Origin of the sequence: Streptomyces sp. NBC_00094 (assembly GCF_026343125.1) — a bacterium.
GTDB lineage: Bacteria > Actinomycetota > Actinomycetes > Streptomycetales > Streptomycetaceae > Streptomyces.
The window spans coordinates 2,601,141-2,617,018 of the sequence record NZ_JAPEMB010000001.1; the positions used below are offsets into that span (position 1 = coordinate 2,601,141).

13 protein-coding genes and 2 pseudogenes are annotated in these 15,878 nt (G+C 72.5%); 8 read left to right on the forward strand and 7 right to left on the reverse strand.

All coding sequences use genetic code 11. The features are described from left to right. Nucleotides 1-70: 70 nt before the first annotated feature. Nucleotides 71-2,158 (forward strand): molybdopterin oxidoreductase family protein, encoded by a 2,088-nt coding sequence (locus tag OG580_RS11165; RefSeq protein WP_267043503.1) that lies wholly within the window; start codon nt 71-73, stop codon nt 2,156-2,158. 25 nt (nt 2,159-2,183) lie between these two features. On the opposite strand, the gene OG580_RS11170 is transcribed toward OG580_RS11165, so the two are convergent. From OG580_RS11170 to OG580_RS11195, 6 genes and pseudogenes are all read right to left on the reverse strand, one after another. Then, nucleotides 2,184-2,570, reverse strand: a complete 387-nt coding sequence (locus tag OG580_RS11170; RefSeq protein WP_267043504.1) for a gamma-glutamylcyclotransferase family protein — start codon at nt 2,568-2,570, stop codon at nt 2,184-2,186. Then, nucleotides 2,567-2,917, reverse strand: coding sequence for a divalent-cation tolerance protein CutA (cutA, locus tag OG580_RS11175; protein ID WP_267043505.1), 351 nt, complete (start codon nt 2,915-2,917; stop codon nt 2,567-2,569). Before cutA ends, OG580_RS11170 begins: the two co-directional genes overlap by 4 nt. A gap of 216 nt (nt 2,918-3,133) precedes the next feature. After that, a pseudogene (locus tag OG580_RS11180) lies at nt 3,134-4,009 on the reverse strand (ABC transporter ATP-binding protein); the annotation flags it as partial. A gap of 34 nt (nt 4,010-4,043) precedes the next feature. After that, entirely contained in the window at nt 4,044-5,243 is a 1,200-nt protein-coding gene (locus tag OG580_RS11185; protein ID WP_267043506.1) for an RNA-guided endonuclease TnpB family protein, read from the reverse strand. Nucleotides 5,244-5,303: 60 nt separating this feature from the next. Next, nucleotides 5,304-6,652: pseudogene (locus OG580_RS11190) on the reverse strand (ABC transporter ATP-binding protein); the annotation flags it as partial. Nucleotides 6,653-6,664: 12 nt separating this feature from the next. Continuing rightward, nucleotides 6,665-7,219 carry an NADPH-dependent FMN reductase gene (locus OG580_RS11195; protein WP_267047969.1) on the reverse strand — a complete coding sequence of 185 codons (555 nt, stop codon included), beginning with the start codon at nt 7,217-7,219 and terminating at the stop codon, nt 6,665-6,667. Between the two features lie 380 nt (nt 7,220-7,599). Here OG580_RS11195 and OG580_RS11200 point away from each other — a divergent pair, with 380 nt between their 5' ends. The 3 genes from OG580_RS11200 (at nt 7,600) to OG580_RS11210 (ending at nt 9,877) form a co-directional block, all read left to right on the forward strand. Next, on the forward strand, nt 7,600-8,379 hold the full coding sequence (locus OG580_RS11200) for an aminotransferase class IV (RefSeq protein ID WP_267043507.1): 780 nt from the start codon (nt 7,600-7,602) through the stop codon (nt 8,377-8,379). A gap of 256 nt (nt 8,380-8,635) precedes the next feature. Next, nucleotides 8,636-9,151 (forward strand): hypothetical protein, encoded by a 516-nt coding sequence (locus tag OG580_RS11205; protein ID WP_267043508.1) that lies wholly within the window; start codon nt 8,636-8,638, stop codon nt 9,149-9,151. 108 nt (nt 9,152-9,259) lie between these two features. Further along, nucleotides 9,260-9,877, forward strand: a complete 618-nt coding sequence (locus OG580_RS11210) for a class F sortase (RefSeq protein WP_267043509.1) — start codon at nt 9,260-9,262, stop codon at nt 9,875-9,877. A gap of 58 nt (nt 9,878-9,935) precedes the next feature. Here the strand turns inward: OG580_RS11210 and OG580_RS11215 are convergent, their stop codons facing one another. Further along, on the reverse strand, nt 9,936-10,721 hold the full coding sequence (locus tag OG580_RS11215; RefSeq protein ID WP_267043510.1) for a TSUP family transporter: 786 nt from the start codon (nt 10,719-10,721) through the stop codon (nt 9,936-9,938). A 324-nt stretch (nt 10,722-11,045) separates the two neighbouring features. Between OG580_RS11215 and OG580_RS11220 the strand changes: the two genes are divergently transcribed. Genes OG580_RS11220 through OG580_RS11235 form a run of 4 tightly spaced genes read left to right on the forward strand, consistent with a single transcriptional unit; the run spans nt 11,046 to nt 15,753 of the window. After that, nucleotides 11,046-12,233 carry an NAD(P)/FAD-dependent oxidoreductase gene (locus OG580_RS11220; protein ID WP_267043511.1) on the forward strand — a complete coding sequence of 396 codons (1,188 nt, stop codon included), beginning with the start codon at nt 11,046-11,048 and terminating at the stop codon, nt 12,231-12,233. Between the two features lies 1 nt (nt 12,234). Next, the gene (gene nirB, locus OG580_RS11225; protein ID WP_267043512.1) at nt 12,235-14,778 is read left to right on the forward strand and encodes a nitrite reductase large subunit NirB; all 2,544 of its coding nucleotides are present in this window, start codon (nt 12,235-12,237) and stop codon (nt 14,776-14,778) included. Next, nucleotides 14,775-15,131 (forward strand): nitrite reductase small subunit NirD, encoded by a 357-nt coding sequence (nirD, locus tag OG580_RS11230; RefSeq protein ID WP_267043513.1) that lies wholly within the window; start codon nt 14,775-14,777, stop codon nt 15,129-15,131. Before nirB ends, nirD begins: the two co-directional genes overlap by 4 nt. Before the next feature lie 37 nt (nt 15,132-15,168). Then, a complete protein-coding gene (locus tag OG580_RS11235; protein ID WP_267043514.1) occupies nt 15,169-15,753 on the forward strand; it encodes a TetR/AcrR family transcriptional regulator in 585 nt (194 codons plus the stop codon). Nucleotides 15,754-15,878: the final 125 nt, after the last annotated feature.

Consider the following 15,878-nt stretch of genomic DNA (forward strand, 5'->3'; position numbering starts at 1 on the left):
TGAGGCCATGGCACCGCGCCCGTAATACGGGGCGCCGCCCCGCGTAACACGGCTGACCCACGCTGGCGGCATGTCCGACGCCACCGCCGTCCCGACCCACTGCCCCTACTGCGCACTGCAGTGCGGCATGTCGCTCCGCCCCACCGGCACCCCGGAGCTGCCGGCCGAGGTGGTCGAGCGGACCGATTTCCCCGTCAACCGGGGCGCGCTGTGCGGCAAGGGCCGCACCGCCCCCTCCGTACTCTCCTCCCGGGTCCGGCTCACCGAACCCCTGGTCCGATGCCCTGACACAGGGGATCTGCGGCCCGCGACCTGGGAGGAGGCGCTCGCCGCCGTCGCCGACGGACTGCACAGGACCCGCGCCGACCACGGTGCCGACGCCGTGGGGGTCTTCGGCGGCGGCGGGCTCACCAACGAGAAGGCGTACACGCTGGGCAAGTTCGCCCGGCTCGTCCTCGCCACCTCGCAGATCGACTACAACGGCCGCTTCTGCATGTCGTCCGCGGCCGCCGCGCACCAGCGGGCCTTCGGCCTCGACCGGGGACTCCCCTTCCCCCTGGAGGACATCCCGAAGACCGGCTGCGTGATCCTCGTCGGCTCCAACCTCGCCGAGACCATGCCGCCCGCCCTGCGCTACCTCACCGAACTGCGGGAGAACGGCGGGAAGCTGATCGTCGTCGACCCGCGCCGCACCCGCACCGCCGAGCAGGCCGACCTCCACCTCGCGCCGCGCCCCGGCACCGACCTCGCGCTCGCCCTCGGGATGCTCCACCTCGTGGTGGCCGAAGGACGCGTGGACGAGGAGTTCGTGGCGACGCGCACCGACGGCTGGGCGGCCGCCCGGGCCGGCGCCATGTCCCACTGGCCCGAGCAGGTCGAGCGGATCACCGGCGTCTCCGTGCCGCAACTGCGGGAGGCCGTCGGGATGTTCTGCGACGCCGACACCGGCATGGTGCTGACCGCGCGCGGCCCCGAGCAGCAGTCCAAGGGCACCGACACCGTCGGCGCCTGGATCAACCTCTGCCTCGCCACCGGCCGGGCCGGCCGGCCGCTGAGCGGCTACGGCTGCCTCACCGGCCAGGGCAACGGCCAGGGCGGCCGCGAGCACGGCCAGAAGGCCGACCAGCTGCCCGGCTACCGCAAGCTCGACGACCCCGCGGCCCGCGCCCACGTCGCCGGGGTCTGGGGCGTGGACCCGGAGTCGCTGCCGGGGCCCGGGCGGAGCGCGTACGAGCTCCTCGACGCGCTCGGCGGCGAGGTGAAGGCCCTGCTCCTCATGGGCTCCAACCCGGTGGTCTCCGCGCCGCACGCCGCGCACATCGAGGGGCGGCTGCGCTCGCTCGACTTCCTCGCCGTCGCCGACGTCGTCCTCTCCGAGACCGCCGCGCTCGCCGACGTCGTCCTGCCCGTCACCCAATGGGCCGAGGAGACCGGGACGATGACGAACCTGGAGGGCCGGGTGCTGCTGCGGCGGCGGGCCCTCACCCCGCCCACGGGGGTACGCAGCGATCTGGAGGTGCTGCACGCGCTCGCCGCGCTCCTCGGCTGGGAGAAGGGCTTCCCCGCCGACCCCGAGGAGGTCTTCGACGAGCTGCGGCGCGCCTCGGCCGGCGGGCCCGCCGACTACGCGGGCATCAGCTACCGGCGGATCGAGGAGGAGCAGGGCGTCTTCTGGCCGTGCCCCGAACCCGGGCACGCCGGCACACCCCGGCTCTTCCTGGACCGGTTCGCGACCCCCGACGGACGGGCCCGGTTCGTGCCGGTGGTGCACCGGGCCGCGGCGGAGGAGACGGACGCCGAGTACCCGGTCGTGCTGACCACGGGCCGGGTCGTGTCCCAGTACCAGTCGGGCGCGCAGACCCGGCGGGTCGCCGAGCTGAACGCGGCCGCGCCCGGCCCGTTCGTGGAGCTGCACCCGCGGCTCGCCGAGCGGCTCGGGGTGGCCGAGGGCGAGCGGCTCGCGGTGGTCTCACGGCGCGGGCGGGCCGTCGCGCCGGCCCGGATCACGACGGCGATCCGGCCGGACACCGTCTTCATGCCGTTCCACTGGGCGGGCGAGGGCCGCGCGAACACGCTCGTGAACCCGGCGCTCGACCCGGTCTCCCGGATGCCCGAGTTCAAGGTGTGCGCGGTGCGCCTGGAGCGGGACGCACCCTAGGGCCTGTCCGACAATTCGCGTCGGATCAGGCCGGTCGCCCGAACCAGTCGCCGGTGGGGATGAGGGGGCCGAGTTCCGTGTCCGGGGCCGCGACGTACGTCCAGGCCCGGACCGTTTCGCCGTCGCGGAGCCGGACCGCCTCGACGGCGGTCCGCTCGTAGCCGGCGTCGCCCTCCATCCGGTCGAGCGCGCCGAGCAGTTCGCCGTACGCGTCGGGCGCCGCCGTGACGAGGGTGCCCGCGACCGTGCCCTCGCCCGGGACCGCGTACGGGTAGCCGGGGCCGTCGTGCAGGAGGGCGCCCGGGAGCCGGGCCTCGTCCTCGGCGGTCGTCCGGCCGAGGAGGAGCCGGTCGTGGTTGTACGCGCCCGGGCGCAGCGTCCCGTAGACGAAGAAGGGGAGGGACGTCGTCACGGGTGCGCCACCTCCCTGCCGAGCCAGGCCAGGTAGACGGACGAGGCCCGGACGATGGGAGTGGCGACGATCTCCGGGGTGTCGTAGTCGTGGGCGGCGAGGAGGTGGTCCTCCAGGGCCTCGTAGCGGGCCTCGGTGGTCTTGAACACGACCTGCCACTCCTCGGCGGTCTCGATCGCCCGCTGCCAGTGGTAGACGGAGGTGACGGGCCCGGAGACCTGGGCGCAGGCGGCGAGCCGGGCCTCGACGGCGCCGCGCGCGAGCGCCTCGGCCTTCTCGTGGCTGTCGGTGGTCGTGAGGACGGTGAGGGCGAGAGTGGTCACGCCCTCACCGTACTGAGCGTTCATCGTTCACGCCGCCGCGAACTGGGCTTGCCCGGCGGATCAGGGCCGGATAGGCCGCGGGGTCTGGTGCGGTGCATCGCAAGGCGCCGGAGCGCCCTCATAGCGGTGGGGGCACCTCCCGTGCCCGAAGGGCTACGGGGGACTATGGGGGCGTTTCGGCAACGCGGCGAGGTGCCGTGCCAGGCGCCGCGGACCCGGCCATGATCCGCCGGGCAAGCCCTAGGCCGCGTACAGCCGGGCGTACGCGCCGCCCGCCGCGAGGAGCTCCTCGTGGGTGCCCTGCTCGGCGATCGAGCCGCTCTCCATCACCAGGATCGTGTCGGCGTCCCGGATCGTGGAGAGCCGGTGGGCGACGACGAAGCTGGTGCGGCCCGCGCGGAGGGACGCCATGGCCTGCTGGACGAGGAGTTCGGTGCGGGTGTCGACGGAGCTGGTGGCCTCGTCGAGGACGAGGATCACCGGCTCGGACAGGAACGCTCGGGCGAGCGTGACCAGCTGCTTCTCGCCGGCGCTGAGACCTCCCCCGTCCTCGTCGAGGACGGTGTCGTAGCCGTCGGGCAGGGTGCGGACGAAGCGGTCGGCGTGCGCGGCGCGCGCGGCCTCGACGATCCGCTCGCGGGAGACCTCGCCGGGCAGCCCGTAGGCGATGTTGTCGGCGATGGTGCCGCCGAAGAGCCAGGTGTCCTGGAGGACCATGCCGATCCCGGCCCGCAGCTCCTCGCGGGACATCGTCGCGATGTCCACGCCGTCCAGGGTGATGCGGCCGTCCGTGACCTCGTGGAACCGCATGAGGAGGTTGACGAGGGTCGTCTTGCCGGCGCCGGTCGGGCCGACGATCGCGACCGTGCGGCCCGGCTCCACGATGAGCGACAGGTCCTCGACGAGTGGCGTGTCGGGCTCGTAGCGGAAGGCGACCTTCTCGAACGAGACGCGGCCTCTGACCTGTGCGGGGCGCTGCGGCTCCGCCGGGTCCGGGGACTCCTCCTCGGCGTCGAGCAGGTCGAAGACCCGCTCGGCGGAGGCCACCCCGGACTGGAGCAGGTTGGCCATCGCGGCGACCTGGTTGATCGGGCCGTTGAAGTCGTACGAGTACTGGTTGGCTTCCTCTCCCTCGCGAACGAGGGGAGTCCTACAGCTTGCGCCGTGGGGTTTTCTGCTTCGTCGTCGGCTGCCCGCCCGGAGTTCTCCGTTGGGGTCTTACGCCGGCTCCACAGACCGATACCGCCAGCCCGGCGGCCTTGAGGTTCTTCGCCGCGTTCACGTCCCGGTCATGGGTCGTGCCGCAGCCCTCGCACGTCCAGGTGCGGACGTGCAGCGGCATGCTCCTGGCGAGCTTGCCGCAGTGGGAGCACAGCTTGGAGGAGGGGAAGAAGCGGTCGACCGCGACCACTTCCCGCCCGTACCAAGATGCCTTGTACTCCAGCATGCTCCGGAACTCCGACCACGCCGCATCCGAGATGGCGCGGGCGAGTTGCCGGTTCTTGACCAGGTTGCGTACGGCCAGGTCCTCGATCACGAGCGTTTGGTTCTCACGCACGAGTCGAGTGGTCAGCTTGTGCAGGCCATCGCGCCTGCGGTCGGCGATGCGGGCGTGGATCCTTGCAACTTTCCGCCGGGCCTTGACCCGGTTGGCCCCGTCACCCGGAGCCTTCCGGGACAGTGCCCGCTGGGCCCGGGCCAGAGCGGCGCGGTCACGTCGCTCGTGCTTGGGGTTGGCGATCTTCTCGCCCGTGGACAGGGTGAGGAGGTGGTTCAGGCCGACGTCGATCCCGACCACCGCATCAGTGACGGGGAGTGACTTCACGGACGGGTCCTCGCACAGCATCGAGACGAACCAACGCCCCGCCGCATCCTGCGAGACGGTCACCGTCGACGGCTTCGCACCTTCCGGCAGGGGCCGGGACCACACGATGTCCAGCGGCTCCGCCATCTTCGCCAGGATCAATCTGCCGTCCCGGAACCGGAAACCGGACGTGGTGTACTCCGCGCTCCGGCGGGACTTCTTCCGCGACTTGAAGCGCGGATACTTAGCCCGCTTGCCGAAGAAGCCCGTGAACGCCGACTGCAAGTGCCGCAGCGTCTGCTGGAGCGGCACGGACGACACGTCGTTGAGGAACGCCAGCTCCTCGGTCTTCTTCCACACCGTCAGCATGGCCGAGGTGGCGTTGTAGTTGACCCGCTCCTGACGCGCCCACGCTTCCGTGCGAGCCGCCAGCGCCAGGTTGTAGACCTTACGCACACACCCGAACGTCCGCGACAGCTCGGCCGTCTGCGCATCGGTCGGATGGAAGCGGTACTTGAACGCCCGCTTCACAGGGCTCAAAGTCACACTCACAAACTAGTGATGCTACGACTGAAGAACAAACCTGCCGGTCAGCGCATCGCGATCCGACTGGGCGACCTCCAGGGCGTGCCAGAGCTCCTCGTCGGTCGCGTCGGGCTTCCCGTACCGCAGGTTCGTCGCCACCGTCCCGGAGAACAGGTACGGCTTCTGCGAGACGAGGCCGACGGTCCTGGCCGTCAGGGCGGCGTCGAGGTCGCGGACGTCGACGCCGTCGACGAGGACCTCGCCCCCGGTGGCGTCGAAGAGCCGGGGGACGAGCCCGAGGAGCGTCGACTTGCCGCTGCCCGTCGAGCCGATGATCGCGGTGGTCTCCCCGGGCCGGGCGACGAGGTCGACACCGGTGAGGACCGGCTCCTCCGCGCCCGGGTACCGGAAGCCCACGCCCGTGAGGTCGAGCCGGCCGGGGCCGGGAAGGGCGCGGACCGGGTGCGTCGGCGGGACGACGGAGAGGGGGGTGTCGAGGACCTCGCGGATGCGCTCGGCGCCGACCTCGGCGCGCGGCATGTGCATGAGGAGGAAGAGGACCATCATCACCGACATGGAGGTCTGGAGCAGGTAGCCGAGGAAGGCGACGAGCCCGCCGGGCTGCAGGGCGCCGCCGTCGATGCGGTGGGCGCCGACGTACACGAGGGCGACGGTCGTCAGCTGCCAGACGATGAGCACCGTCGGGAACATGAGGGCCTGGAGCCGGCCGGCCCGGAGGCCGACGGTGAGGAGTTCGTCGTTGGCGGCGGCGAAGCGTTCCCGCTCGTGCCGGTCGCGGACGAAGGCGCGGACCACGCGGACGCCGGTGATCTGCTCGCGCAGCACCCGGTTCACCCGGTCGACGCGCTCCTGCATCCCGCGGAAGAGGGGCCGCATCCGCAGGACGACGGTGCCGACGGCGCCGGTCATGACGGGCACGAAGAGGAGCAGGACGAGGGCGAGCGGCACGTCCTGGCGGAGGGCCATGACGAGTCCGCCGGCGCAGAGCAGGGCGCGGCGACCAGCATCGTCAGGACGAGGACCGCGAACGTCTGGACCTGCTGGACGTCGTTGGTGGTCCGGGTGATGAGGGAGGCGGTGCCGAAGCGGCCCCGTTCCCGGGCGGAGAAGTCCTGGACGCGGCGGAAGACCTCGGAGCGCAGGTCGCGGGCGACGCCCATGGCGATCCTCGCCCCGGTGTACGTCGCCGCGGCGGCGGCCGCGGCCTGGAGGAGGGTGACGCCGAGCATCGCGGCGCCCCCGTCGAGGACCCGGTCGGTGTCCCCGCGCAGGACGCCCTCGTCGATGACGCCGGCGTTGAGCGTGGGCAGGGCGAGCGAGGCGAGGGTCTGGACGAGCTGGAGCAGGACGAGGAGGACGAGGAGGACCCGGTAGGGCCGGAGGCGGGGGACGAGGAGTCTCAGCAGCACGGTGACGTTCCCTCACGCGGCGTACGGGACGGCGGACTTGCCCTGCTTGAGCGTGCGCGCCCACCAGGCGAGCTGGTCGAGGAGGGCCTTGGCCGCCTCCTCCGCTCCGGCGGGGTCCTTGTGCCGCCCTTCCTCGTCGAAGTGCCGCCAGGCGGAGTGGAAGGAGACGGTGTCGCGGACGGTGACCGCGTGCAACTCGGCGAAGATCTGCCGCAGTTGCTCGACGGCCCGCAGGCCGCCGGAGAGGCCGCCGTAGGAGACGAAGCCGACGGGTTTGGCCTGCCATTCGCCGAAGTGACGGTCGATGAGGTTCTTGAGGGAGGCGGGGAAGGAGTGGTTGAACTCGGGGGTGAGGACGACGAAGGCGTCGGCGTCCTCCAGCACCGGGGTGACCTTGGCGAGTTGGGCGCGGACGGCCGGGGAGGGGTGGTGGGAGAGGGCGGTGGGGAGGTCGATCTCGGCGAGGTCGACGACCTTCACGGAGAAGTCCTCGCGTCCGGCGACCCGGGAGAGGAACCAGTCGGCGATGACGGGGGCGAAGCGGCCTTCGCGGTCACTGGCGACGATGAGGGCGAGGGTGAGCGGGGCGGCCGGGGCGGAGACGGAGGCGGTCGGGGCGGAGACCGCCGGGGCGGTGACGGATGCGGCCGGGGCGGCGGTGAGCGGGGCGACCGAGGCGGAGACGGAGGCGGCCGGGGCGGTGGCGGATGCGGCCGGGGCGGCGGTGACCGGGGCGGAGACGGCCGGGGCGGTGGCGGATGCGGAGGAGGCGAGCGAGTCGGTGGTGGAGGCAGCCGGGGCGGGCTTCGTGGTGTCCATGCGGATGATCGTGATACCTCAAGTTTGATTGAGGTCAAGCGCCGACCCCGGAGACCCGCCGAGGCCTCTCCGACCCCCTCCCCCGGCCCCTTCCCTCAAGGGCCTTCTCCGGGACGTACGGTGAGGCCATGACGACGCCCCCCGCACCCCCCGCCCCGCCCGCCCACGTCGAGATCGACGGCGTCCCGGCGGCCGACCCGGAGCTCCTCGCCACCCTCATGGGCGGCTTCGGCCACTTCACGGCGATGCAGGTACGGGACGGGCGCGTGAAGGGGCTCGGCCTCCACCTCGAACGGCTCGACCGGTCCACCCGCGAGCTCTTCGACACGGAGCTGCCCGGCGACCGGGTCCGCGCCCTGCTCGCCGGGGCCGTGGCGGCCTCGGGGCGCCGGGACTGCTCGGCCCGGGTGTACGTGTACGAAGGCCTCCGCGTCGCCACGGTCGTCCGCGAGCCCGCCCCGGACGCGCCCGGCGCCCCGCAGCGACTGATGAGCGTCGACTACCTGCGCCCGGCGGCGCACATCAAGCACCTGGGCGGCTTCGGCCAGAGCTACCACTTCACGGCGGCCCGCCGCGCCGGCTACGACGAGGCCCTGCTGACCTCCGCACGCGGTGACATCGCCGAGGGCGCCATCACCAACATCGCCTTCTGGGACGGCACTTCGGTGGTCTGGCCGTCGGCGCCCGCCCTGGCGGGGATCACGATGACCCTCCTCGAACCGCTGCTCGGCTCGGCGCGGCGGCCGGTGTCGCTCACGGACCTGGGCGGGTACCGCGCGGCCTTCGTGACGAACTCCCGGGGGATCGCGCCGGTCTCGGGCATCGACACGGTCGACTTCGCGGTCGACGAGGAGCTGATGAAGCGGGTCCACGCGGCGTACGACTCGGTGGAGTGGGACGCACTCTGAGGCACCCGCCGCCACGGCGTGTCACCCGTTCGGCACGGACCGTCAGCTGACGCCGGATAACCAGCCCTGACCTGCGTAAACGCTGGAAATCCAGCCGACACACCGCACCGGACGGCGCAATCCTGATGCCCCATCAGCAGGCGCGGGGCGCGCGACGGCTCTTATCTCGGTCACAGAAGGTCCGTTCCGGGAAGTCCCTCCCGGGAGGACCCCCGGCATGACCGGCATGACCGCTCGCGCGCCCCGGAGGACCCCCATGCGCACCACTGCCCGCCTGTTCACCGGTACCGCGCTGACGGTCGCCGCGCTCGGGGCGCTCGCCGCCCCCGCGGCGTACGCCAACAACGACAACGACTTCCAGTCACTGGAGGTCTACCCGTCCTCCGCCTCCCCCGGCACCGAGGTCACCGTCAACACCCTCGCCTGTGGCAAGCACGGCCACGGCGTCGGCGACGCGAACTCGCTCGGTGCCGGGGAGTTCCAGCTGAACCCGAGCACGCACAAGGAGGTCGTGGTCGGACGGTTCAGGGTGCCGGAGCACGTCAAGGCCGGCACGTACGGCATCAGCGTCGCCTGCGACAACGGGAAGACGGCCCGGGGAGACCTGACCGTCAAGCACCGGGGTCCGAGCGGCCATGTCCAGACCGGCGTCGGGGGCAGTGTCGGCCCCGACGCCGCCCAGGTCACGGCAGGTGCGGCGGTGCTGGCCGCGGCTGCCGTAGGCGGGGTCTGGCTCCTGCGCCGCCGGGCGAGCGGCGCGCGGGGGCACTGAGACCACCGCCCGTCCTGCCCCCGCCGCGCGCCCGTACACGGCCCGGCGGGGGCAGGACCACAGCACCACCCGCACCGGAACCGCGCGAGGGAACCCAGGGGAATCCAGGTGAGCAACAGGAGCAAGGGCTGGGGCATAGCCGTGGCCGCCTGCGTCGGCCTCTGGCTCGTCCAGAGCGGCTCGCAGGACGTCACCCCGCCCATACCGTCCGCCGCCCAGGCCTTCGCGGCCGGGCCGAGCGTGCACACCGATGCCGCCGCCGACCCGCTGCCGCCCTCGGCGCCCCTACGGCTGCGCATCCCCGAGACCGACGTGGACACCCCCGTGATGCGGCTCGGTCTCGCGGCGAACGGCTCGCTCGACGTGCCGCCGGCCGGGAACCGGAACCTGGCCGGCTGGTACGGGGACGGCACCCCGCCCGGGGCGCGGGGCACGGCGATCGTCGCGGGTCACGTCGACAACGCCGACGGGCCCGCGGTCTTCTACACGCTGGGCGCCCTGAAGAAGGGCCACCGGATCGAGGTGGACCGGCAGGACGGCCGTACCGCCGTCTTCACGGTCGACGCGGTCGAGGTGTACGCGAACGAGGACTTCCCGGACCGGAAGGTGTACGGGGAGGCGGACCGCGCCGAGATCCGGGTGATCACCTGCGGCGGCGGCTTCTCGAAGAAGAACGGCTACCAGGGCAACGTGGTCGCCTACGGCCACCTCATCGGCGTGACGTAGCCACGGGAGCGGCTCACGCCCCTGACGGGACCGGCTCACGCCCGCTGACGGGACCGGCTCACGCCCACTGGTCGAAGGCGAGCTTCGCGACCAGCGAGAAGACCACGACGAGCAGGACCCCGCGGACGAACTCGGCGCCCTTGCTCAGCGCCATCCGGGCCCCGATCAGGCCGCCCGCGAGGTTGAAGCCCGCCATGACGGCCGCCAGCTGCCAGTACACGCTGCCCTGGTAGGCGAACATGGCGAGCGCGCCCGCGTTGGTGCAGACGTTGACGATCTTCGCGGTGGCGGAGGCGGTCACCAGGTCCAGGTGGAGCACGGCCGTCAGCGCGAGGACGAGGAAGCTGCCGGTGCCCGGTCCGAACAGTCCGTCGTAGAGGCCCATGCCACCGCCGACGACCACGATCGCGGTGACGATCCGGGCCCGGGTCAGCGGCGCCCGGTCCGCCCCCTCGGTCTTCGCGCCGAAGGAGGGACGCAGCATCACGAAGGCCGCCACGGCGAGCAGCACCACCATGATCACCGGGCGGAGGACGTCGCTGCTGATGCCGGCGGCGAAGAAGGCGCCGACCATGGAGCCCGCGACGGCCGCGAGCCCGATCCGTACCGCCGTCCAGACCGGGACGGGCGTCTTGCGGACGTAGGTGACGGCGGCCCCGGTGGTGCCCACGATCGCGACGGCCTTGTTGGTGCCGAGGATGTGCGCGGCCGTGACGTTCGGCAGCCCCAGCAGCAGGGCGGGCAGCAGGAGCAGCCCTCCGCCGCCCACCACGGCGTCGATCCAGCCTGCCACGAGGGCGGCGAGGCAGAGCAGGACCAAGGTCGTCAGCGTGATCTCGGGCATGGCGGTGAGCCTAGGGAGACGATCGTTGCCCCGTCCATCGATCCCGTAATCGTTGAGCAAGGTCTGAGCTTGGCGCCCGGTTCGCCCTGTGCCTGCCCCTCCGTGCCCGGCGCCGGCCCGTATGCACCCGACGCCCGCCCGTATACGGGAACCCCGGCCCGGCCCGTACCCCCCGGTCCCCGGGACCGGCGCTCCGGCGTCGATCACGGCGGGTCGATCCGTCCCGCGCCTCACAGCGGGCGGGGCCCGGGGCGGAGATCAGCGTTCCGTACGGGAAACAGTCGGGATGCCGCCGGGTAACACCGGCCGCGCACTCTTCCCGGTATGAGTACACGGATCGTGGTGGTCGGGGGCGGAACGGCGGGCGCCCGGCTCGCCCAGCGCCTGCCCGTCACCCTCCTCGGCGAGGAGCCGCACGCACCGTACAACAGGGTGCTGCTCGCCGACGTCCTCGCCGGGCGGTACGCCCCCGAGGTCATCGCCCTGCCCGAGCCCCGGGAGCCGGTACGGCTCGGGGTGCGGGCGGTGCGGATCGACCGGGCGGCGCGGACGGTGGAGTGCGCGGACGGCTCCCTCGTCGGCTACGACCGGCTGGTCCTGGCCACCGGCTCCAACCCGGTGCTGCCCCCGCTGCGCGGAGTGCGCGGAGCGGCGCTGCCGGAGGGCGTCCACCCCTTCCGTACGCTCGACGACTGCCTGACGCTGCGGGCCCTGGTGCGGCCGGGAGTACGGGCCGTGGTCATCGGCGGCGGACTCCTCGGGGTCTCCGCGGCGCGGGCCCTCGCGGGTCTCGGCGCGGAGGTCGTCCTGACCCAGCAGGGCGAGCGGCTGATGGAGCGCCAGCTCGACGTCCAGGCCTCGGCCCTGCTGCGCGAGCACGTGGAGGCCCTCGGCGTCGAGGTGCACACCGAGTGCCGGGTGAGCGGGCTGCGGCAGCGGGACGGGGTGGTCACGGCGGTCGAACTCGCCGACGGCTTCGTCCTCGACGCCCAGGTCGTGGTCCTGGCCTGCGGGGTACGCCCCCGGACGGCACTGGCCAGGGAGGCGGGACTCGACGTCCGCACCGGCATCGTGATCGACGACGAACTCCGGACCTCCGACCCGTACATCCACGCGATCGGCGACTGCGCGGAACACGCGGGCCGGGTCTACGGTCTGGCCGGCCCGGCCCTGGAACAGGCGGACGCCCTGGCCGACCTGCTCACCACCTCCCTCGGTGCCCGCTACACCGGCACCCGCGCCCTCACCCGCCTCACCCTCGGCGGCCCTCAACCACTCGATCTCGCCGCCTTCGGCGAAGCGACCGGCCAACCGGGCGACGACGTCGTCCAGTTGACCGATGCCACCCGTGGCGCCTACCGCAAGGTCGTCGTCCGCGGAGACCGGCTCGTCGGGGGCGTCCTCCTCGGCGACCTGGCCGCGGTCGGCACGCTCGCCCAGGCCTGGGAGGGCGACGAAGCCCTCCCCGAGGCCCCTCTGCTGCACCTGCTCACCCACGACGGAGGCTCCTGACATGAGCGCTGACATGACGACCGCCCACACCCCCACGATCGTCCTGGTCGGCCATGGAATGGTCGGCCAGCGCTTCCTGGAGGCGCTCGCCGACCGTGGCGTCACCGAGCGAGCCCGCATCGTGGTCCTCTGCGAGGAGCCCCGCCCGGCCTACGACCGCGTACAGCTGACCTCGTACTTCTCGGGCAAGACCCCCGACGACCTGTCGATGGTCGAGGCGGGCTTCATGGAGAAGCACTCCATCGAGCTGCACCTCGGCGACCCGGCGGAGTCGGTGGACCGGGAGGCCCGTACCGTCACCGCCCGCTCCGGGCAGGTCTTCGCGTACGACGCCCTCGTCCTCGCCACCGGCTCGTACCCCTTCGTCCCGCCGGTCCCCGGCAAGGACGCCCGCGGCTGCTTCGTCTACCGCACGATCGAGGACCTGCTCGCGATCGAGGAGTACGCGAAGACGGCGACGACCGGCGCGGTCGTCGGCGGCGGGCTGCTCGGCCTGGAGGCTGCGGGCGCGCTCAAGGGGCTCGGACTCGAGACGCACGTCGTGGAGTTCGCGCCGCGCCTGATGCCGGTGCAGGTCGACGAGGGCGGCGGCGCGGCGCTGCTGCGCACGATCGAGCGGATGGGCCTGAGCGTCCACGCGGGGACCGGCACGCAGGAGGTCGTGACCGCGGACGGCGCCGTGACGGGGATGAAGCTCTCGGACGGCTCCGAACTGGCCACGGACATGGTCGTGTTCTCGGCGGGCGTACGGCCCCGGGACCAGCTGGCCCGCGACTGCGGCCTGACCGTCGGCGAACGCGGCGGCATCGCGGTCGACGAGCAGTGCCGCACGTCCGACCCGGCGGTCTTCGCGATCGGCGAGTGCGCGCTCGCCACGGACGGCCGGGTGTACGGCCTGGTGGCGCCCGGCTACGAGATGGCGCAGACGGTGGCCGCGACGCTGGCCGACGAGGCCGGGGACGGCTTCACGGGCGCCGACATGTCGACCAAGCTGAAGCTGCTCGGGGTGGACGTGGCCTCCTTCGGCGACGCGCACGGCGCGACCGAGGGCTGCCTCGACGTCGTCTACTCCGACTCCCGCTCGGGCGTCTACAAGAAGCTCGTGATCGACGGCGAGGGCCGGCTGCTCGGCGGTGTCCTGGTCGGCGACGCCGAGCAGTACGCGCTGCTGCGGTCCTTCACCGGCTCCGTACCGCCGGTCTCCGCCGAGCAGTTGGTGCTCCCGGCGGGCGCGGGCGCGCCGGTGGCGCTCGGCCCCGCGGCGCTGCCGGACGACGCGGTGATCTGCTCCTGCCACAACGTCACGAAGCACGCGATCGGCGAGTGCTCCTCGCTGGCCGAGGTGAAGAAGTGCACCAAGGCCGGTACGGGCTGCGGCAGTTGCGTGAAGCTGATCGAGAAGCTGCTGCCGGCCGCCGCCGACAAGGGACTCTGCCGCTGCTTCGCGTACACCCGTAGCGAGCTGTACGAGATCGCCCGCACGCTCCGGGTGACCTCCTTCGCCGCGCTGCTCGACTCGCACGGGCGGGACGGGGCGAAGGGCGGGGAGGGCTGCGAGGTCTGCAAGCCGACGGTCGGCTCGATCCTGGCCTCCCTCGCCCCGACGCTCGGCATCGGCGGTTACATCCTCGACGGCGAGCAGGCCTCCCTCCAGGACACCAACGACCACTTCCTCGCCAACCTGCAGCGCAACGGCTCGTACTCGGTCGTGCCGCGCATCCCCGGCGGCGAGATCACCCCGGACAAGCTGATCGTGATCGGCGAGGTGGCCCGGGACTTCGGCCTCTACACGAAGATCACGGGCGGTCAGCGGATCGACCTCTTCGGCGCCCGGGTGGACCAGCTCCCCTCGATCTGGACGCGTCTGGTCGACGCGGGCTTCGAGTCGGGACACGCCTACGGCAAGTCGCTGCGGACGGTGAAGTCCTGTGTCGGGCAGACCTGGTGCCGCTACGGCGTCCAGGACTCGGTGAAGATGGCGATCGACCTGGAGCTGCGCTACCGGGGCCTGCGCGCCCCGCACAAGCTCAAGTCGGCGGTCTCGGGCTGTGCCCGCGAGTGCGCGGAGGCCCAGTCGAAGGACTTCGGGATCATCGCGACGGCGAACGGCTGGAACCTGTACGTCGGCGGGAACGGCGGCGCGACCCCGCGCCACGCGGACCTACTGGCCCAGGACCTCTCGGACGCCGAACTCGTACGCCTGATCGACCGGTTCCTGATGTTCTACATCCGGACGGCGGACCGCCTGGAGCGGACGTCGACCTGGCTGGAGCGGCTCGAGGGCGGGCTCGCCCACCTCAAGGACGTCGTGGTGCACGACTCGCTCGGGCTCTGCGACGAGCTGGAGGCCCTGATGGCGGCCCACGTCGCGGACTACCAGGACGAGTGGGCGCAGACCCTGGACGACCCGGACCGTCTGCGGCGCTTCGTCTCCTTCGTGAACGCGCCGGAGGCGCCGGACCCGACGGTCCGGTTCACGCCGGAGCGCGACCAGATCAAGCCGGATCTCACGTTCCTCACCCTGGAAGGGGTCACCTCCCGATGACGACACTCACCTCGGCACGCACCTCGACGATGCTCGAACTCTCCCCTTCCCCCGACTCCTGGATCGCGGTCTGCGAGGAGTCCCGGCTGACCCCGGGCCGGGGCGTGGCGGCCCTGCTGCCGGACGGCCGGCAGGCGGCGGTCTTCCGGGACCGGTCGGGCCGGACGTACGCGATCGACAACCGCGACCCGTTCACGGGGGCGCAGGTGCTCTCCCGGGGACTGATCGGCACGGCGGACGGGCGGCCGTTCGTGGCCTCGCCGCTCCTGAAGCAGCGCTTCGACCTGGAGACGGGCCGCTGTCTGGACGACGACGAGGTCACGGTGGCGGTCTACCCGGTCCGAACCATTTAACTTGACCGGTCGTTCCAGATAGACGTACGGTCTCTCTGTGGCCAGGACCAAGGAATTCGATCCCGACGCCGCGCTCCAGGCCGCTCTCGACCTGTTCTGGGCGCGCGGCTACGAGGCGACGACGATGTCGGACCTCGTGGAGCACCTCGGGATCGGCCGGGCCAGCATCTACGCGACCTTCGGCAACAAGCACGACCTGTACATGAAGGCGATGGACCGCTACCTGGAGACCAGGGACCCGGCGATCGTCGGGGAACTGTCCGCGCCGGGCCCGGCCCTGCCGGCCGTGCGGGCGCTCGTCCGCCGCTTCGCCGCCGAGGCGGCGACGGAGGGCCGGCGCCTGAACGGCTGCTTCGTCACCAACTCGGCGGCGGAGCTCGCGCCGCACGACCCGGTCGTCGCACGCCGGGTCGAGCTCAGCTGGGAGCAGATCGAGACGCTCCTGTACGGGGCGCTCACCCGGGCCCGCGCCGGGGGCGAACTCCCGGCGGACCGGGACCCGCGCGCACTGGCCCGGATGCTGCTGGTCCTGCTGCAGGGCGTCAGGGTGGTGGGCAAGGCCTCGACGGACCCGGGCAGGGTCCTGGACGCGGCGGAGCAGGCACTGACGCTGCTGGACTGAGGAACGGGCGCCCACGGGGGGCGCCCTTTCTTCGGCGCTCATATTGGAATGTACGGTCAAGTACAGAATCGGTCAGGGGGGCGAGTCATGGCAATGACACGGACGAGGGAACGGAACAGAGCGGC